The sequence below is a fragment of the Streptomyces sp. JN8 genome (assembly GCF_055808075.1).
The window spans coordinates 4768117-4786558 of record NZ_CM147852.1 but is presented as its reverse complement, the minus strand read 5'-3'; the positions used below and the strand labels follow the sequence as shown (position 1 = coordinate 4786558).

Annotated in this window: 18 protein-coding genes; 6 read left to right on the top strand and 12 right to left on the bottom strand. The window is 73.3% G+C overall.

Annotated elements, in window-relative coordinates; genetic code table 11:
* Positions 1-49 precede the first annotated feature (49 nt).
* The 3 genes from ACY0MR_RS21210 to ACY0MR_RS21200 all read right to left on the bottom strand — a co-directional run bounded on the left by ACY0MR_RS21210 (position 50) and on the right by ACY0MR_RS21200 (position 2791).
* Positions 50-691: a TetR/AcrR family transcriptional regulator gene (locus tag ACY0MR_RS21210; RefSeq protein WP_473554697.1), complete on the bottom strand. Its 642-nt coding sequence runs from the start codon at positions 689-691 to the stop codon at positions 50-52.
* Positions 692-794: 103 nt separating this feature from the next.
* Positions 795-2144 carry a dicarboxylate/amino acid:cation symporter gene (locus ACY0MR_RS21205; RefSeq protein WP_388806668.1) on the bottom strand — a complete coding sequence of 450 codons (1350 nt, stop codon included), beginning with the start codon at positions 2142-2144 and terminating at the stop codon, positions 795-797.
* 380 nt (positions 2145-2524) lie between these two features.
* The gene (locus tag ACY0MR_RS21200; RefSeq protein WP_361852615.1) at positions 2525-2791 is read right to left on the bottom strand and encodes a DUF4229 domain-containing protein; all 267 of its coding nucleotides are present in this window, start codon (positions 2789-2791) and stop codon (positions 2525-2527) included.
* Positions 2792-2935: 144 nt separating this feature from the next.
* On the opposite strand from ACY0MR_RS21200, the gene ACY0MR_RS21195 reads away from it, so the two are divergent.
* Complete coding sequence (locus ACY0MR_RS21195; RefSeq protein WP_404085281.1) at positions 2936-3469, top strand: GNAT family N-acetyltransferase; 534 nt, start codon at positions 2936-2938, stop codon at positions 3467-3469.
* Positions 3470-3549: 80 nt separating this feature from the next.
* Entirely contained in the window at positions 3550-4428 is an 879-nt protein-coding gene (locus ACY0MR_RS21190) for an AraC family transcriptional regulator (RefSeq protein WP_388806672.1), read from the top strand.
* A gap of 78 nt (positions 4429-4506) precedes the next feature.
* Here the strand turns inward: ACY0MR_RS21190 and mqnE are convergent, their stop codons facing one another.
* Both mqnE and ACY0MR_RS21180 read right to left on the bottom strand, forming a co-directional pair.
* Positions 4507-5670, bottom strand: a complete 1164-nt coding sequence (mqnE, locus tag ACY0MR_RS21185) for an aminofutalosine synthase MqnE (RefSeq protein ID WP_361852622.1) — start codon at positions 5668-5670, stop codon at positions 4507-4509.
* A 49-nt stretch (positions 5671-5719) separates the two neighbouring features.
* Positions 5720-6175, bottom strand: coding sequence for an Lrp/AsnC family transcriptional regulator (locus tag ACY0MR_RS21180; RefSeq protein WP_148005687.1), 456 nt, complete (start codon positions 6173-6175; stop codon positions 5720-5722).
* Positions 6176-6288: 113 nt separating this feature from the next.
* Here ACY0MR_RS21180 and ACY0MR_RS21175 point away from each other — a divergent pair, with 113 nt between their 5' ends.
* On the top strand, positions 6289-6426 hold the full coding sequence (locus ACY0MR_RS21175) for a hypothetical protein (RefSeq protein ID WP_361852626.1): 138 nt from the start codon (positions 6289-6291) through the stop codon (positions 6424-6426).
* On the opposite strand, the gene ACY0MR_RS21170 is transcribed toward ACY0MR_RS21175, so the two are convergent.
* The 3 genes from ACY0MR_RS21170 to ACY0MR_RS21160 form a co-directional block, all read right to left on the bottom strand.
* A complete protein-coding gene (locus ACY0MR_RS21170) occupies positions 6423-7094 on the bottom strand; it encodes a UbiX family flavin prenyltransferase (RefSeq protein ID WP_473561862.1) in 672 nt (223 codons plus the stop codon). The genes ACY0MR_RS21175 and ACY0MR_RS21170 overlap by 4 nt on opposite strands.
* A 100-nt stretch (positions 7095-7194) precedes the next feature.
* Complete coding sequence (locus ACY0MR_RS21165; protein ID WP_473554692.1) at positions 7195-8283, bottom strand: GNAT family N-acetyltransferase; 1089 nt, start codon at positions 8281-8283, stop codon at positions 7195-7197.
* Positions 8283-9368 carry a phosphotransferase gene (locus ACY0MR_RS21160; protein WP_388806679.1) on the bottom strand — a complete coding sequence of 362 codons (1086 nt, stop codon included), beginning with the start codon at positions 9366-9368 and terminating at the stop codon, positions 8283-8285. Before ACY0MR_RS21160 ends, ACY0MR_RS21165 begins: the two co-directional genes overlap by 1 nt.
* Positions 9369-9628: 260 nt before the next feature.
* On the opposite strand from ACY0MR_RS21160, the gene ACY0MR_RS21155 reads away from it, so the two are divergent.
* The 3 genes from ACY0MR_RS21155 to ACY0MR_RS21145 are packed head-to-tail and all read left to right on the top strand — an operon-like array spanning position 9629 to position 12690.
* Positions 9629-11449, top strand: coding sequence for a glycosyltransferase (locus ACY0MR_RS21155; protein ID WP_388806681.1), 1821 nt, complete (start codon positions 9629-9631; stop codon positions 11447-11449).
* Positions 11450-11461: 12 nt separating this feature from the next.
* Positions 11462-11827 (top strand): hypothetical protein, encoded by a 366-nt coding sequence (locus ACY0MR_RS21150; protein WP_388806683.1) that lies wholly within the window; start codon positions 11462-11464, stop codon positions 11825-11827.
* Positions 11824-12690, top strand: coding sequence for a glycoside hydrolase family 16 protein (locus ACY0MR_RS21145; RefSeq protein ID WP_392866108.1), 867 nt, complete (start codon positions 11824-11826; stop codon positions 12688-12690). Before ACY0MR_RS21150 ends, ACY0MR_RS21145 begins: the two co-directional genes overlap by 4 nt.
* 21 nt (positions 12691-12711) lie before the next feature.
* On the opposite strand, the gene ACY0MR_RS21140 is transcribed toward ACY0MR_RS21145, so the two are convergent.
* From ACY0MR_RS21140 to ACY0MR_RS21125, 4 genes are read right to left on the bottom strand one after another with little or no spacing between them, the layout of a single operon-like run.
* Entirely contained in the window at positions 12712-13521 is an 810-nt protein-coding gene (locus ACY0MR_RS21140; protein ID WP_473554689.1) for a polysaccharide deacetylase family protein, read from the bottom strand.
* A gap of 1 nt (position 13522) precedes the next feature.
* Positions 13523-15961, bottom strand: coding sequence for a glycosyltransferase (locus tag ACY0MR_RS21135; protein WP_473554686.1), 2439 nt, complete (start codon positions 15959-15961; stop codon positions 13523-13525).
* On the bottom strand, positions 15958-17496 hold the full coding sequence (locus ACY0MR_RS21130; protein ID WP_473554685.1) for a glycosyltransferase family 2 protein: 1539 nt from the start codon (positions 17494-17496) through the stop codon (positions 15958-15960). The genes ACY0MR_RS21135 and ACY0MR_RS21130 overlap by 4 nt, the downstream gene beginning before the upstream one ends.
* Complete coding sequence (locus tag ACY0MR_RS21125; protein ID WP_403316084.1) at positions 17493-18320, bottom strand: glycosyltransferase family 2 protein; 828 nt, start codon at positions 18318-18320, stop codon at positions 17493-17495. The genes ACY0MR_RS21130 and ACY0MR_RS21125 overlap by 4 nt, the downstream gene beginning before the upstream one ends.
* Positions 18321-18442: the final 122 nt, after the last annotated feature.

The following is an 18442-nucleotide window of genomic DNA, read 5'->3' as shown; positions in this document are numbered from 1 at the left end:
TACCGTGCAACTCCCTTGACCAGCCGGTAACCTTACTGCCAAGTAAGGGTCAACGGGGAGACCAGCGCTCGCTTTTCATGAGGTTCCCGAGACCGGACCACGCGAAGTTCATCAGCGTCGCGGCCGCCTCCCTCGCCGTCACCCCCGGGGTCTCGTTGGCCCAGCTCGCCAGCGACTCGGCGGATCCGACGAGCGCCTGCGCGAGCGCGTCCACGTCCCGCCCGGTGATCTCCGCGCCGCCCGGCGCCTCCCGCGCCGCCTCGCCGATCAGCCCCGCGACGAACGCCGTGATCTCCGCCCGCATCCGCGCCGCCTCCCCGGCGAACGGCTCGCCCTGCGTCCGCGCCTGCCGACTCAGCACCGCCCAGGAGTCGGGATGCTCGGCGGCGAAGCCGAAGAAGGCCATCAGCCCGGCCCACAGCCGCTCGTCGGGCGGTGCGTTCCGGTCCACGACCGCCTCGGCCACGGCCCCGAGCAGCGCCTGCGCCTCCCGCCGGATGACGACGGTGAACAGCTCCTCCTTGGAGTGCAGATAGAGGTAGACGAGCGGCTTCGACACCCCCGCCGACTCGGCGATCTCGTCCATGGAGGCGGCCTGGTAGCCGCTCCGCGCGAAGCAGCGCACGGCCGCGTCCACCATCTGCCGCTCCCGCACGGCCCGCGGCAACCGCCGCTTAGCACCATCGGCCATGGCGCCCACCCCTGCTCCCAAGATCCACTGGTTGCCCCGCGAAAGCCTACGTGCCCCCCGCCCGGACGGGGGCGAGGGGCACGCGGGGCGGGTGCAGGAGGGGTCAGGCCGCGGCCGCGACCTTCTCCCGGGTGTCGGCGGTGCCGGCGGTGTCGGCGAGGTCGTCGATCGGGGACGACGAGGCGTTCTCGTACGCCGTGAGGTCGAGGATCTTCTCCCGGGCCGAGACGATCACCGGGACGAGGGCCTGGCCCGCGACGTTGGTCGCCGTCCGCATCATGTCCAGGATCGGGTCGATCGCCATGAGGAGGCCGACGCCCTCCAGGGGGAGGCCCAGGGTGGAGAGGGTGAGGGTCAGCATGACCGTCGCGCCCGTCAGACCGGCGGTGGCCGCCGAGCCGATGACCGAGACGAAGGCGATCAGCAGGTAGTCGCCGATGCCCAGCTGCACGTCGAAGATCTGCGCGATGAAGATCGCGGCGAGCGCCGGGTAGATCGCGGCGCAGCCGTCCATCTTGGTCGTCGCGCCGAACGGGACGGAGAAGGAGGCGTACTCCTTCGGGACGCCGAGGCGCTCGGTGACCTTCTGGGTGACCGGCATGGTGCCGACCGAGGAGCGGGAGACGAAGGCCAGCTGGATGGCCGGCCAGGCGCCCTTGTAGAACTGGACCGGGTTGACCTTGGCGACCGTCGCGAGGAGCAGCGGGTAGACGCCGAACATGACCAGGGCGCAGCCGATGTAGACGTCGGCGGTGAAGGTCGCGTACTTGCCGATCAGGTCCCAGCCGTAGTCGGCGATGGCGAAGCCGATGAGGCCGACGGTGCCGATCGGAGCGAGGCGGATGACCCACCAGAGGGCCTTCTGGAGCAGTTCGAGGACCGACTCGGAGAGGCTCAGGATCGGCTTGGCCCGGTCGCCGAGCTTGAGGGCGGCGATGCCGGCGACGGCGGCCATGAAGACGATCTGCAGGACGTTCAGCTCGGTGAACGGCGTGATGACGTCGGTGGGGATGATGCCGGTCAGGAAGTCGATCCAGGTGCCCTCGCGCTTCGGCAGCTTGCCGTCCTGCGGGGTGAGGCCGGTGCCGGCGCCCGGGTTGGTGATCAGGCCGATGGCGAGGCCGATGGCCACCGCGATCAGCGAGGTGATCATGAACCAGAGCAGGGTGCGGGTGGCGAGCCGGGCGGCGTTGTTCACCTTCCGCAGGTTGGTGATCGAGACCAGGATCGCGAAGAAGACGAGCGGGGCGACGGCCAGCTTCAGGAGCTGGACGAAGATGTCGCCGACCTGGCCGAGGGTCTCCTTCAGCCAGGAGACGTCCTGGCTGCGGGCGATCCAGCCGAGCAGGGCGCCGAGGACCAGACCGGCGATGATCTGGGCCCAGAAGGGGAACTTCGGTATGCGCGAGGAAGCCGGTGACTGCTTCTCGGGTGTGGTCGCGGACGCGGACACAGACACACTCCACAGGTGCGTATCGGGAAATACGGGACGGGGGTGCGGCACACACGCGCTTTCACGCGGGCCGCTGCATGATGCCGGGTCAGACCCCGCGGCAACAGACCGCGGACATACAGCGGCACAGATCGACGTGCAGGCGCGCCACGAGCGGGGTGCTCGCGGCATGAGAAGGGCGCACTGCTGTCGTCATGGCGAACACGTTAACACTTGAACTTTGAGAACCTCAAAGCCCTTCTTTGGGGTGCGGGGACGCCTCCGCGCCTCCGAAACGCAGAACACCCCGGGCGGAAGCCTGGGAAGCTCCGACCGGGGTGTCCGGGGTTGTGCAGTTCTGTGACGAACCTTACGCGCTCTTCACGCGGCCGCGAGGGCCTCTAGAGCGCGTCCTCCTGGGAACGGTTCGCGGCCAGGCGGCCCTTGGCGCGGTCGACCTTCGCCACGACCTCGGCGCTCGCCTGGTCGCGCACCTTGCGGAGGAGGACGAAGCTCAGCGGGGCGGAGACGACGATGGAGAGCACGAGGACCCAGAGCAGGTTCGAGTCGCCGAGGCCGCGCGGCAGCGCGCCCACGTAGACGAGGCCCCACAGGGCGAGGAAGCATCCGGCGAAGATGCCGAGACGCATCAGCGTGTAGCGGAGCATGTCAGCCCACTCTTCCGTTCCGACGTTCCGAAAAGTTCCCAAGATCCCTTACGGGACAAGCGCCCCTCCAGTGAAGCACGCCCCTCCGCGCGCTCCCGGGGCGGGCCTCTTGAGCCCCCCGCGGGTAATAGGTACCCTCGATCCATGACCCTTACCTTCGAGGTGGATCCGGCGATCGACCCCGCCCTGCGCGACGGGGTGCTCGCCCTCTGGGCCGACGTCTCCAACGCCGGCGGCGCGGTGGGCTTCGTCCCGCCCGTCACTCCCGACGAGATCCGCCCCGCACTGCTCAAGCACCTCGTCGCGATGCACGAGGGCGGCACACGGCTCCTCGTCGGCCGCGACGCGGCGGGCGCGATCGCCGCCACCGCGTTCTTCACCTTCAACTCCCACCCCCTGATGCAGCACTGGGTGTGGCTCTACACCGTGATGGTCGACCCCCGGCACCAGGGCAGGGGCTACGGCCGCGACCTCATGGCAGCGGTCGAGCACACCGCCCGCACCGCCGAGGGCTTCGAGCACATCGAGGCGATCCGGCTGGGATGCCGGGGCGGCACCGGCGTCGACGGCTTCTACGCCAAGTGCGGCTACAAGGAGGTCGGCCGCGTCCCCGACGCGATCCGGGTCGCCCCCGGCGACGACCGGGACGACATCGTCATGCTGCTCCCGCTGACCTGACAGGACCGGACACAGGAAGTCGGGTCCGGGCTCCTGGCCTCTTCCTACGGTGGGAGCAAGGAAAGGGAAGGACGGACCACGTGCTGGAGCGGCTCAACCAGGCACTCGACCACATCGAGGAGCACCTCGTCACCGAGGTCCACGGCGACCTCGACCCGGCCGAGCTCGCCCGGATCGCGACGACCACGGAGCACCACTTCCGGCGCATGTTCTCGGCACTGGCCGGCATGCCCCTGTCCGAGTACGTGCGGCGCCGGCGGCTCACCGTCGCGGGCGCCGAGGTGCTCGCCGGGGAGCGGACGCTCCTGGAGATCGCGGTGCGCCACGGCTACGGCTCCGGGGAGGCCTTCGCCCGCGCGTTCCGCGCGGTGCACGGGGTCGGGCCCGGCGAGGCCCGCCGCACGGGGGCCGCGCTCAGCGCCCAGCCGCGGATGTCCTTCCGACTGGTCGTCGAAGGGAGCAGCAGCATGCGGTACAGGGTCGTGGAGAAGAAGGACCTGAGGGTCGTCGGGCGGAAGGCCCGGGTCCCGCTGGTCCACGAGGGGGAGAACCCGGCGATCGCCGCGCACATCCGGTCCCTCGGGCAGGAGACGATCGAGCGGCTCGGGCGGCTCTCGGACCAGGAGCCCCGGGGCGTGGTCTCGGCCGTGGTCCACCTCGGCGAGAGCCGGGAGGAGGGCGTCGAACTGGACTACTGGCACGCGGTGGTGAGCGACGCCGAGGTGCCGGAGGAGTTCGAGGTGCTGGACGTGCCGGCCGGCTCCTGGGCGGTCTTCGAGAACGAGGGCCCGCTGCCGGAGGCGGTGCAGCACCTGTGGCGGGACATCTTCACCCAGTGGTTCCCGTCCAACCCGTACGCGATCCGGCCGGGCCCCGAGATCATGAGCATCAGCCCCTCGGAGGACTGGAAGACGGCGCGGGCGGCGCTGTGGATCCCGGTGGAGCACACGGCCGGGTGAGGGCCGGGCCCGTGGAGCGCACGGCGGGATGAGAGAAGGGCCGGTGGGTGCACCCACCGGCCCTTCCGCCGCGCCTGCTCAGAACCGCATCGGCTGCGGGGTCTCCCGCCGCTCGGCGTCCGGTCCCGGGTACTCGCGGATGATCTCGTACCGGGTGTTCCGCTCGACCGGGCGGAAGCCGGCGTCGCGGATCAGCTCCAGGAGGTCCTCGCGGCCCAGCTTGTTGGGCGTGCCGTAGTTGTCGGCGTCGTGCGTGATCTTGTACTCGACGACCGAGCCGTCCATGTCGTCGGCGCCGTGCTGGAGCGCGAGCTGCGCCGTCTGCACGCCGTGCATGACCCAGAACACCTTGACGTGCGGCACGTTGTCGAAGAGGAGCCGGGAGACCGCGAAGGTCTTCAGGGCCTCGGCGCCGGTCGCCATGGTGGTGCGCGCCTGGAGCTTGTTGCGGACCTTGCCGTCCTGCATGTCGACGAAGTCGTGCTGGTAGCGCAGCGGGATGAAGACCTGGAAGCCGCCGGTCTCGTCCTGGAGCTCACGCAGCCGCAGCACGTGGTCCACGCGGTGGCGGGGCTCCTCGATGTGCCCGTACAGCATGGTGCTGGGGGTCTTGAGCCCCTTCTCGTGCGCGAGGCGGTGGATCCGGGACCAGTCCTCCCAGTGGGTGCGGTGGTCCACGATGTGCTGCCGGACCTCCCAGTCGAAGATCTCGGCGCCGCCGCCGGTCAGGGACTCCAGACCGGCCTCGATGAGCTCGTCGAGGATGTCGGAGGCCGACATCCCCGAGATGGTCTCGAAGTGGTGGATCTCGGTGGCGGTGAACGCCTTGAGCGAGACGTTCGGCAGGGCCTTCTTGAGCTCGGAGAGGGAGCGCGGGTAGTACCGCCAGGGCAGGTTGGGGTGCAGCCCGTTGACGATGTGCAGCTCGGTGAGGTTCTCGTTCTCCATCGCCTTCGCGAGGCGCACGGCCTCCTCGATGCGCATGGTGTACGCGTCCTTCTCGCCCGGCTTGCGCTGGAACGAGCAGTAGGCGCAGGAGGCGGTGCAGACGTTGGTCATGTTCAGATGCCGGTTGACATTGAAATGCACCACGTCGCCGTTCTTGCGGGTCCGGACCTCGTGGGCCAGGCCGCCGAGCCAGGCGAGGTCGTCGGACGCGTAGAGGGCGATGCCGTCCTCACGGCTCAGCCGCTCACCGTCCCGGACCTTCTGCTCGAGTTCGCGCTTGAGGCCCACATCCATGTACGGCCGCCTCCCTTTTCTCCGAATTACGCCGTGCCCAACCGTACTCTCAGGCCTCTTCGGGCAGCTCTCCGACCCGGTTCTCCCACTTGGTGGACAGCACGATCGTCGTCCGGGTGCGGGAGACGCCCTTGGTGCCGCTGAGGCGGCGGATCGTCTTCTCCAGGCCGTCGACGTCGCTGACGCGGACCTTGAGCATGAAGGAGTCGTCGCCGGCGATGAACCAGCAGTCCTCGATCTCGGCGAGGTCCTTGAGGCGGCGGGCCACGTCCTCGTGGTCGGCGGCGTCGGAGAGGGAGATGCCGATGAGGGCGGTCACGCCGAGGCCGAGCGAGGCGGCGTCGACGGTGGCGCGGTAGCCGGTGATGACTCCGGCCGCCTCAAGGCGGTTGATGCGGTCGGTGACAGAGGGGCCGGAGAGCCCGACGAGCCGGCCGAGCTCGGCGTACGAGGCACGACCGTTCTCGCGCAGAGCCTGGATGAGCTGCCTGTCCACGGCGTCCATAGGTATGAAGCCTTCCATTGTCCAGCGATACCGCGAGTTTAGGTATAGAATCTAAGGTACACAGGGAAGAAGCCCTGTGAATCTTTTAGACGATCAAAGACGATCTTTCAGGAGTGGTGTTCACCGTGTACACGATCGAGATGGCCTACGCACGCATGCGCGAGCTGCAGGACCTGGCCAACCGCTCGCGTGCCCACCAGCCGACCGCCGCCTCGAAGCGCGCCGCGAAGAAGCGCGCCCCGAAGCGCTAATCCGATCGGGGGGTCGCTCCACCGAGCTCTCCCTCCCACCGGCGGTACAGCCGATGCGGCACCCCTGCCGCGTCGAGCACCCGCCCGGCGACGAAGTCCACCAGATCCTGGATGTGCGTCGCCCCCGCGTAGAACGCCGGAGAGGCGGGCAGCACCACGGCGCCCGCCTCGTCCAGCGCCACCATGTGCTTGAGCGTCTGCCCGTTCAGCGGGGTCTCCCGCACGGCGACGACCAGCGGACGCCGCTCCTTGAGCGTCACGCTCGCGGTCCGCTGGAGCAGGTCCTTCGAGAGCCCCAGTGCCACTCCCGCCACCGCCGCGGTCGAGGCCGGCACCACCAGCATCCCCTTCGCCGGGTACGAACCCGAGGACGGCCCCGCGGCCAGGTCGCCGGCCGCCCAGTACCGCACGTCGCCGAGGGCGTCCGCCACGTCGAAGGCGTCCGGCTTGCCGTCCGCACCCCGCGCCAGCCACGCGGCCAGGTCCTCGCGCCAGTGCGCGTCCCGGAAGGAGATGCCCGTCTCGTCGAGCAGCGTCAGCCGCGAGGCCCTCGACACGACGAGGTCGACGCTCTCCCCGGCGGCCAGGAGGCCCCGCAGTACGGCGGCGGCGTACGGCGTGCCCGACGCCCCGGAAACCCCCACCACCCAGGGCCGACGACTCTTCATCTCCTGCGACTCCACGACAGAGAGCCTATCCGGCCGGGAAAAGCCAGGCCCGGGCGCGGCTCGCTCCCGGAGCCGTACCCGGGGGCCCGGCCCGCCGCCGTCAGGCGTCGCGGAAGCGCAGCAGCCGTTTCGCCGCGGTCCGCAGCAGGCGGTCGGCCTCCGTGAGCGGGAGGCGTTCGCGGCGGTGACGGAGCGAGGGGAGGCCCTCGGCCCCGAACCCCTCCTTGAAGTGGGCGAGCGAGGACCCCGGGCGGGAGTCGCCCATGACGTAGGCCGTCCGCCCCTCGGCGCACGCGTCCTCGATCGCGAGCCGCTGCAGCAGGAAGTTCGCCCGCACCGGATGGGCCAGCTCCCGGTCCATCGCGCCGCGCCAGTACTTGGCGTGCCGCCCGTACGACACCACCACCGCTCCGGCGGCCGGTTCCCCGCCCACCCGGGCCAGGTAGACGGCGCAGGAGGTGCCGAACCGGTCGGCGACCGCCTCCAGGTACCGGCGGGGGAACGTCCGGGACCGGCGCAGCCTGGCGAGCGCCTTCGGCTCGTGCTGCTGCTCGGCCCAGCGCAGCATGGACTTCTCGTACAGCCCGTAGAACTCGGGCACCAGCCGGCCCTGCCGGTCAACCTCCACCTCGACGGACGACCGCTCGCCGCGGCGCACGTCGCGCCGCACGCGGCCGTGGAAGCGCCGCTCCCAGACGGTGTCGAAGCCGCCGCTCAGGTCCAGGACGTACGTCGTCAGGGTCTCCGCCGCGAAGTCCGGGGGCGCGGTGGACGCCCACACCGGGTCGGCCTCCGGTCCGAGCCGCAGGCCGGTCCGCAGGGCCGGGCGCCGGGCCAGGTCGCGCCAGACGACCAGGGCCTCCTCCGCGTCGGGCGTGCCCGCGGGGGCCAACGGGCCGCCGATCCCCCAGCGGGACGGCCAGGACTCCTCGGCGAGCAGCCGCCCGGGCAGGCCGCGCCCCCGCACGAGGGGGACGAGGAGCCGGCGGCCGCCGGCGAAGGAGTACAGCCTGCTCGCGTCCTCGTAGGGCGCGGCCGCGCAGATCGCGTCGAGCCAGGCCGGGGTCTGGGTGACCAGGGTCGCGGGGTCCTCCCGGGCGAGCCGCCGCCAGACCTCGCGGGGGGCGGGGGACGCGACCCGCACGGGGCCCGCCGCGGTGGTCTGGCCGAGGACCTCGACCGCGGTCATCACCGGGTCACCTCCGTGAGGACCGGGACCACGTTGCCGGCGACCCAGCGCCGGCTGCGTCCGTAGCGGGCGGACTTGGCGGCGTTCCCCGCCACGTGCCAGAGCCAGGTGAGCAGCGGCAGCAGCGCCTCGTCGCGCTCCTGCCGCGGGGGAGGCACGTCCGCGTGGCCGAGCAGGGCGCGGTCCTCGGGGAGGAGGCCGCCGCGGCGCACCGCCTCGGCGACGATCTGCCCCAGCTCCCGCCGCTCGCGCTGCTGCCGCAGGGTGAGGACGAACAGGTAGGAGTCGACGGCGCACGGGCCGTCGGGCAGGGAGTCCGCCCAGTCGATCACCCCGGACGGGGTTCCGTCCGCCTCGTCCACCAGGATGTTCCCGGGGTGGTAGTCGCCGTGGGTCCGGCCCGCGGTCAGGGTGCGGCCGGCCAGACCGGTGCGGAGGCGCTCGCCCAGGGCGCGGACGGCGGGCGCGCCGCGGGGCCCGCCGCACCAGGGGATCTGGTCGGTCAGCACGGCGAGGCGGGCGTCCACCCAGTCGGCGGTCCGCAGGTCGGCGCGTTCCGGGCGGCCGGTCGCGCGGTGCAGGCCGGCGACGGCGGCGAGCGCGGCGACGGCCACGGTCCAGGTGCGGCCGGGGGCGCGGCGCAGCAGGGCGTCGGCCTCGACGCCCGGCAGGCAGCGCTCGGCCACGAGCAGCAGCCGGCCGTCGTACCGGAGCTCCTCGGCCGACGGGAGCAGGCGCCGCCACGCGGCGACGCGGTCGTCCTCCGCCAGTTCGCGGAGGGCCGCGCAGCCGTGGGTCAGGGATCCGGCCGCGCGGGGGCTGCGCGGGTGCTTGACGACGAGGGGTGCGGACGCGTGGTCGTCCAGGTGGAAGACGAGCAGGTCGGAGACGGTCCGCTCCAGCCGGTGCAGGTCGCGGTAGCGGACGGGGCCGCCGCGCAGCAGGCCGGCCAGCCGTCGGGCCCGGACCAGGTCCGAGGGCCTGGTCAGCAGGGGGTTGGGATCGAGGGGGAGGAGGCCGCTCCATCCCGGCCGTCCGGTACCGGTCCGTTCCCCCGGTACGGCCCGGGGGAACGCGGTGTCCACGGGTCCTCCCGGCGAGCCTGCGAGTCGTCGCGCGGTCGCGCGGACGGGCCGTCGCGCCGCCGGCGCATGCGCACATTTCACCTTAACAAGGGCATATGTTCCCCGCGCGCCGTCCCACCGCTCCCCCCTTCGGCGGCCCTTCCGGGCCCGGCGTCCCAACGGGCCTCCCCACAGGGGACGTTCTAGAATCGCACCATAATGTCCCTTTCGAGGCTTCGCGGTAGGTGGGGTCCCGCCGAACAGGTCCTGGACGTGTTCCGGTGAGCGGGCCCGAACGCCGGGCCCGCACGACGGCCGCCGACGGCCCCGCCGGGACCCCCGCCCCCGCACCGCCCGCCGACGCCCCGCACCGCACCCGGTCCGAGGCGGTCCGGGTCTGGGCGGCCCGCCTGGTCCTGCCCCTCTCGGTCGTCCTCTGGCTGCTGTCGCTGCGCTCCGTCCCCCTCGACCGGATGCGCGACCTCGGGCTCCTCCAGGTGCTGCCCCCGCTCTTCTGGGTGGCCGCCGCCCTGCTCACCCTGGGCTTCTGCCTGGCCCTGAGCGACCGCCGCACCCACGGCGCCTGGCTGACCGGCTACGTCCTCGCCCTGATCGCCCTCGTCCACGCCACGCCCACCCTGCTCTACCCGACCCTGCGCTACTCCTGGGCGTGGAAGCACCTGGCGGTCATCGACGCGATGATCCGGCACGGCGGCGAGGTGCCGAACGCCGACAAGTTCTCCGTCTACAACGACTGGCCCGGCTTCTTCCAGCTCCACGCCCTGTTCCTGCGGACCACCGGCCTCGACTCGTCCGTCGGGTACGCCGCCTGGACGCCGCCCTTCGCCAACGCCCTGCTGCTCGCCCCGCTGCTCCTGCTCTACCGCAGCGTCACCCGCGACCGGCGGCTGGTCTGGGGCGCGGTCTGGATCTTCTACAGCTGCTCCTGGGTGGGCCAGGACTACTTCGCGCCGCAGTCCTTCGCCTTCCTGCTCTTCATGACCGTCGTCGCCCTGCTCTTCCGGCAGCTGCGGTCCTCGGCGCTCCCCCGCCCCGACCCGCGCCGGCGGGAGGGCTGGCCACCCGGGCTCCTCGTCGCGGTCGTGGTGATCGTGGCCGCGATCGTGGTCTCCCACCCGCTCACACCGCTCATGCTGATCAGCGCCATGGCCCTGCTGTCCCTGCCCCGGCGCAGCCGGCGCCTGGCCCTGCCGGTGCTGATCGCCGCGGTCGTCCTCACCGCCGTCTGGGACGCCACGGTGGCCCGGTCGTACATCTCCGTCAACATCAGCAGCCTCGTCGAATCCCTCACCGAGCCCGACAAGAACGTCTCCTCCGGACTGGCCGCCCTGGGCGACGCCGCTCCGGGCCAGATCCTGCTGTCCTGGGTGGACCGCGGCCTGTCGGCGGCCGTCGCCCTGCTGGCCGTCGCCGGCCTGCTGGTCCGCCGGTGGACCCGGCGCACCGGCCTCCCCCTGCTGGCCGCGGCCCCGCTGCCGCTGCTCGCCGTCAACGCCTACGGCGGCGAGATGCTGTTCCGGGCCTACCTCTTCGCCCTGCCCGCCGCCGCGTTCCTGGCGGCGGCCCTCCTCCTGCCCTCGGGCGACCGGCGCGTCGGCCGCACGCTGGCCGTCTACCCCGTCCTCCTCGCCATGTTCGGGGCGCTGGTCTTCGGCTACTACGGCAAGGAGGCCCTGAACCAGTACACCCTCAAGGAGGTCGCCGCCGCCCGCTACGTGATCGAGCACGCCCCGCCGGGCTCGACGATCGTCACGCTCACCGCCGACGTACCCGACCTCGACCTCGACTACGAGAAGCACCGCCGGGTCCAGCTGGCCTACCAGGAGACGGACGACCGGCGGCTGCTGGTGCGCGACCCGCTGGAGGGCGTCGAGGGCTTCGTCTACGGCGCCACCGAGGAACGGCCCGCGTACGTCGTGCTCTCCCGGGCCCAGGACATGAACCTCTACGTGACCGGGGCCCTGCCCGCCGACGTCCCCGAGCGGCTGGAGGCCGCGCTGTCGGACGCCCCCGGCTTCACCCGCGTCTACGACAACGGCGACGCGATCGTCTACCGCTACGTGACGCCCCCACCGGACTGAGGAGGGCACCGCATGACACGTCCGCGCCTGGCACTCGCCGCCTCCGGCTGGCTCGCGCTCCTCGCCACCGGGCTGCCCGACGCCCACCCGGTCCGGGTGGCCGCCGTCACCCTGTTCCTGCTGGTCTGCCCCGGGCTCGCGGCCCAGCTCGCCCTGCGGCCCGCCGTGGCGTGGCGGCGGCCCGGGCACCCCGCCGCGGTCCTGGAACTCGCCCTCGTCACCCTCGTCCTCGGCCTCGCCCTGACGACCCTGGTGGCCGTCGTGCTCTTCCTCGGCGGCGTCTTCACCGCCACCCGGTCCCTGCTCGTGCTCGCCGCCCTGACCTCGGTCCTCGCCCTGCTGCCCCACCGGGCCGCGGTCGCGGGCCGGGACCGGTGAACGCGCGGGGCGCCCGCCGGCCCCTCCGGCGGACGGCACTGGCGCTGACGGCCCTGCTGCTGGCGGCCACCGCCTGCACCGCGCCCGCCGGCGGCCCGCCGGCGGACGGGACGGCACCGCCGTCCGCCGTCACGCCGACGCCGTCCGGCCCCTGGCGGCTCGTCATGAGCGACGACTTCGACGGCGACGAGCTCGACGACCGGACGTGGACCACCTGCTACGACTGGAACAAGGAGGGCTGCACCAACAGCGGCAACGACGAACTGCAGTGGTACCTGCCGGAGCAGGTCTCGGTGGGCGACGGCGAACTGACCCTCACCGCCGAGCGGCGCGAGACCCGCGGCAGCGACGACCACACCTATCCGTGGACCTCCGGAATGATCTCCACGGGACGGGACGACTGGTACGCCGAGCCGCGGCGCACCTTCACCTACGGCTACTTCGAGGCCGCCATCAGGATCCCCGCCGAGGCCGGCATGTTCCCCGCCTTCTGGATGATGCCCGCCTCGCGCTTCACCCCGCCGGAGCTCGACATCATGGAGTTCCTGGCCACCACCCAGGAGGTCAGCATGTACGTGCACTGGCGCGAGCCCGACGGCGACGAGGAGCGGCAGAGCGGCACCTACGGCCCGGTCGACTTCCCGGCCCGCTTCCACGTGTTCGGCCTGCTGTGGGAGCGCGACCGGCTCGTCTGGTACGTGGACGACGTCGAACGCCTCCGGGTCACGTCCCCGGAACGGATCCCGCACGTGCCCATGGAGGTGCTGATCAACCTGGCCGTCGGCGTGCCGAAGGCGCCCCCGGACACGGTCGACAGCGCCCGGATGCAGGTGGACTGGGTCCGGGTGTGGCAGCGGCCCTGACGCACCCGCCCCGGCCCCGCCTCAGGAGACGGCCCGGTACGGCACGTTCAGCCGGGCCCTCATCCGGCGGTAGGCGCGCCAGCCCCTGGTGCGGGCCCCCTCGGGGAACGGCGCGACCGGCGCCGCCGCCCCCTCGGTCCAGCGGCGGAACCGGTCCCGGCCCGTGTCGGCGCGCACCATCAGCCGGGCGATGCGCAGCGGATCGTCCTCCGCCGAGCTGAACGCCTCGCGCACCGCCGCCGCCGACGTCCAGCCGGCCTCGGTGACCTGCACGCGCACCGCCGGACTGGAGTAACCGTGCGGATAGGCGAACGAGACGACCCGGTGGCCGAGGAAGTCCTCCAGTTCGCGACCGCACCCCGCGACCTCGTCCCGCACCCGGCGGGCGGGCAGCGTGTCGAGCTGCGGGTGGGTCCTCGTGTGTCCGCCGATCTCGACACCCGCCGCGTCCAGCGCGGCGAGCTGGCGCCAGCTCAGCATCCGGGACTCCGGCGGGAAGACGCCGTCCACCGGAGCGCCGGCCCGGCCGCGCAGCGCGCCCGTGGTGACGTACAGGGTGGCGGGCAGGCCGCGGCCCGTGAGCAGGGGCAGCACCGTGGAGTGGAAGTCCGCGAAGCCGTCGTCGAAGGTGAGGACCGCGGCCCGGTCCGGCAGCGGCGGGCCGCCGCGCAGGGCGGCCACCAGCGTGCTCAGCGGCACCGGCCGCAGACCGCTGTCGGCGATCGTCTCCAGCTGCTCGGCGAAGACCCGCGGGGCGACCGTGAACGGCGCGATCCAGGACGGCGGGTCGGACGACACCGAGTGGTAGAGGAAGACGGGCACGGCGGTCATGTCAGACTCCCGCCCCTCCCCCGGCCCGGCCCTCGGCGGCCACCGCGGCCCCGACGGCGGACGGCTCGGACGAGGCCCGGGCGGGAGGCCGGAGCCGGCCCACGGCATAGCCGGCGACGGTCGCCCCGACCCCTCCCAGCAGCGCCGCGGCCGTGCGCGGCCCGCCCTCGCGGCCGGGCGTCAGCGCCCGGGCGACCGCGCGCGGCACGGTCGACGTCAGATAGGCGCGCTCGCTGGACAGGGCGGCGCGGCTGCCGCCGAGCCGGGCCACGTGCGCCTTGGACAGGCCCTCGGCGTAGCACCGCGCACGGAAGTACGCCCAGGTGGCGCGGGCCGCGGGCACCCGGTGACGGACCGCGGCGGCGGGTTCGTGCAGCAGCACGGCGTCCGGGCTGCGGGCCGCGATGCGCAGGCACAGCTCGGTCTCCTCGCAGCCCAGCGGCCGCTTCCCCACCCGTCCCAGGTCGGTGCGGAAGCCGCCGGCGGCGGTCACCTCCGCCAGCCGGAAGGACATGTTGGCCCCGATGAAGTTGCGTACGGGGGAGGCCTGTTCGGGCAGCCCGCGGTACGAGCAGCCGACCACCCAGTCGAACTCCCGGGGGAACCACGCCGGCCGCCGGGTGATCCACCACGGGCGGACCAGGCCCCCCACCCCGGCCACGGCCGGGTCGGCGTACCGGGCGAGGAGCCGGGCGGACCAGTCCGGGTCGGCCGCGGCGTCGTCGTCGAGGAAGGCGACGACCTCGCAACGGGCGGCGGCGACCCCGGTGTTGCGGGCGCCGGAGAGACCCCGGCGCTCGGTGTTCTCCCGCACGCGGACGCCGGGGAACGCCGCGGACGCCCGCGCGTACAGCTCGGGGCAGTGGTCGACGACGAGGACGGTCTCCGTCACCGGGTGCCGCTGGGCCCGCAGCGAGCCGATCGCGGCCCGCAGGTCGTCCCAGCGGTCGAGGGTGTAGGCGCAGACGACGACGCTCAGGGTCGGCGGGGGGCCGGAAGCCGGCCCCGGCGCGGTCGCGGAGCCCGTCGCGGTGTCGGCGGTCGTCTCGGTCTCGGTGTTCACGGGGGCCTCCCGGGATCCGGTCGTGAGCCAGCGCCCCCGCCAGATCAGCAGCGGCGCGGCGAGCAGGCACATGGTCACCAGCCAGGCGACGCCCGCCCCGGTGATCCCCAGCGTCGGCAGCAGGATCTTGGTGAGTCCGAGGACCAGGACGCACATCACGATCTGCACCCCGACCGCCCAGCGCAGCAGCCGGCGCGCCCGCCACACGTCGATGGCCAGGCTGACCACGATGTTCGGCAGGGCGGCCAGGGCGAGGAGCCGGAGCAGGGTGCTGCCGTGCTCGGCGTACTCGGCGCCGAACAGGGAGAGGATCTGCGGCGCGAGCACGGCGACGAAGACGATGCCGGAGCCCAGCAGCAGGCCCGTGTGGCGCATCATCCGCACCGCGTGCTCGACCAGGCGCTCCGGGTTGCGGACGGCCTCCACGACGAGGGAGTTGCCGAGGTTGCGGGCCACCAGGAAGAGCGTGTAGCCGACGATCCAGGCCAGCGAGAAGTAGGCGCTCTGGTCGGCGCCGAGGTTGTTCAGGACCATCAGCGGGACCACGGTGTACGCGGCCATCCGGAACATCGAGCCGAAGTAGTCGGCCGCCGCGTACCGCAGGGCCCGGTCCGGCCGCTCGCCCGCCGTCGACTCCCGCACGTGCGCGGGCACGGCCCGCCGCAGGAGCACGAAGTTGGCCACGACGAGGGAGACCGCGAGCGCCCCCACCCAGGAGAGCAGGATGCCGGAGAACAGGGCCAGGGCCGCGCCCATGCCGAGCAGGCCGATCTTCACGCAGGCGAAGATCACGTTCTCGCCGACCACCCAGCCGGGCCGCCGCACGGCGGTCAGCGCGCCGTCCTGCATCACGAAGACGGAGTATCCGGCGGTGGCGGCGACGAAGCAGGTGGCGGTCACCGGGGTCAGCAGGAAGCCGAGACCGGGGGCGACGACGGGGACGAGCAGCAGGAAGGCCATGGCCACCAGCGCGCTGGCGACGGCGCTGACGGCGTAGCAGAGGAGGATCAGCCGGCGGGTGTGGTGGCCGGCGGAGGGCACGAACCGGACGAGGAAGTCGGACAGGTTGAGCTGTCCCATGCTGGCGAGCAGCAGCGTCATGGAGAGCGCGGAGTAGCTGAGGCCCACCACGTCGTCCTCGTACCAGTGCGTGGCCAGGAACCAGAAGATCGATCCGAGTCCGGCGCTGACGAGGGAGCTGATCGCCAGGAGGTGTCCGTTGCGCAGCAGCGGGTCGCGGGGGAAGACCGTGGCGACGCCGGACCGGACCACCGTGCCGAGGGAGTGCCGGGCGCCGGGGTGCGGCCCGTCCCCCGCGCCGGGCCGCCCGGCCGCCGTGGACGTCCGGGTGCGGCGTACGGCCGGGGGCGCGGTCATCGTCGGGTCCGCCGCTCGATCAGGCGGCTGCGCAGGTAGCCGAAGGGTCCGTAGAGCAGGCCGCGCAGTTCCAGGCGGGCGAGCGAGGAGGGCGTGCCGTCCGGGCCCGCGGCCGGTCCGGCGCGTTCGCGGTTCCTGGCGATCGCGTACCGGACGCCGCCGGACAGCCGCCGGAGCAGTGCGGGCAGCATGCGCGGCTCGTGGGCGAGGGCCGCGGCCAGGAAGGCGCCGAAACCGGCTCCGTAGCCGTACGCCTGGGCGGCGAGGGCCTCGTGGGTGCGCCGGTGGCGGTGCCAGACGATCGCGGTGGGCTCGTAGGCGAGGGAGCGGCCGCGGGCCAGCACCCGGAAGAAGGCGAGCAGGTCGTCGCCGCCGCGCGCCGGGGTGCCGGTGCCGGTGGCGGGGTCGAAGCCGCCGATTCCGTGCAGGAGTTCCGTACGGAAGGCCATGTTGGCGCCGGAGCCGAACCGGCCGGCGGTGAAGGGGAAGAGGGGGTCCGCGGGCGGTTCCCGCAGCGACCAGGTGAGCGGGGCGTAGCCCTTGCCGAAGGCGCCGTGCCGTTCCAGCGCGATCTGCGCCTCGGTGTCCAGTTCGGCGGGGACGATGAGGCCGGTGACGCAGCCGGTCCGGGGGTCGGCGAGGAAGGGCTCGGCGAGGGCGGTGAGCCAGTGCGGGTCGACCAGCGTGTCGTCGTCGGTGAAGGCGGCGATGTCGCCGTCGGCCACGGCGAGTCCCCGGTTGTGGGCGCGGGCGAGTCCGGGGACCGGCTCCCGCAGGTAGCGGACCGTGGGGCCGTCGCGCCGGCCGGCGTACTCCCGCCGGACCAGGTGCTCGGTGGACGTGTCCGCCGGGGCGTTGTCCACGACGATCACCTCGTACCGGGGGTAGTCGAGGGCGAGCAGCGAGTCCAGGCAGTCGCGGAGCATGCCGGCGCGGTTCCTGGTGGCCACGATCACGCTGATCGAGGGCGGTCCGGCGGTCCCGCCCCGGTGGGCCGCGCCGGGGTCCTCGCCGGTGCGGGCGCCGCGGCCGGTCCGCCGCCTCCCGCCGAAGCCGGTGCCCCGGGCGGCCCGCGGGCCCCCGCCGGAACGTGGCCCCCGGGCGGGCCGGCGGCCGGAGCCGGGCCCGCGACCGGGCCTGCGGACCTCCCCCGCGCCGGAGCCGACGGCGGGGACCGCACTCCGCGCGGGCCGGAGGCTCGCTCCGGAGCCGGGCCCCCGAGCGGGTCGGGGGCTCCCGGCGGGGCCGGCACGCCCCGCGGCTCCGTGCTCCCCCTCGGCGGCCGGGAAGTCCCGGCGCGCCGCGTCGGCGAGCGCCTGCCACAGCTCCTCGGGGCCCCCGCCACAGGCCTCGGCCATGCCCAGCGGACGGCCGTGGAGGCGTACGAGACCGAGGGCCCGGCCGGACGGTCCGGGCCGCGCGCCGCCGCCGGGGCGCCGGAACGCCCCGGGCTCCGCGAGGTCGATGTCCACGACCGGCAGGGGCGCGTGCGGCGCGGGTGACGGCGCGGCGGCGGGCGGGCCGCCGCCGGTCACGGCGTGCTCCGCTCCTGCGGGGCGGGCGCCGGGCGGCCGCCGGGGCGCTCGGACAGCAGCGTTCGCAGCACCCGGCGCCCGTCGGAGATGGCGTGCAGGTTGGACCGCCCGTTGCGGCGGGGCAGTTCGAGGCTGGGGACCTCGGCGATCCGCAGGCCGGAGCGCAGCGCGTGGACGATCATCTCGGCCTCGATCTCGAAGCCGGTGGCGTGCAGGTCGAGCTGGTCGAGGAAGCTGCGCCGGAAGGCGCAGAAGCCGTAGCAGAGGTCGGTCAGGGTGGCGTCGTAGAGCCGGTTCACGAGGGCGAGCAGGGCGTGGTTGCCGAGCTTGCGGATGCGGGTGATGTCGAGGGAGCCTCCGCCCTCGACGAACCGGGAGCCCTTGACGAAGTCGTAGCCGTTCTCCAGGAAGTGCACGAAGTGCGGGATCTCGGCCGGGGACATGCTGCCGTCGGCGTCCATCATCACCACGTAGTCGCCGCGCGCCGCGAGGAAGCCGGTGCGCAGGGCGTCGCCCTTGCCCCTGCCGGTCTGCGGGATGCTGCGGACGGTGGGCAGGATCCGGGTCGCGACGGGGACCGTGGCGTCGTGGGAGGCGCCGTCGATCAGCAGGACCTCGCCGACGCAGTCCGGTATCTGCTCGAAGACCCAGGGGATGTTGCGCGCCTCGTTGAGGGCGGGGATCACCAGGCTCACCGCGGGTCGGGTCGGCGTCCGGTCCGTGGCGCGTCGCATCGGGTGCGGGGGCGGGTCGGTCGAGCGGCGCAGGGGGTGCTCGGAGACCTGGGACTCGGTGCTGGGCGACAGGGTCGGGTGCGTGGTCATGATCGCTCCGGGAGGGAAGCGGCGCACGGTCGCGTCGTGCTGCGGAGGCCGTCCGCCGGGGTGTGGTGCGCGAGGGGTACACCCTGACGATGCACCATACGTTTACGACGTATATGTACACT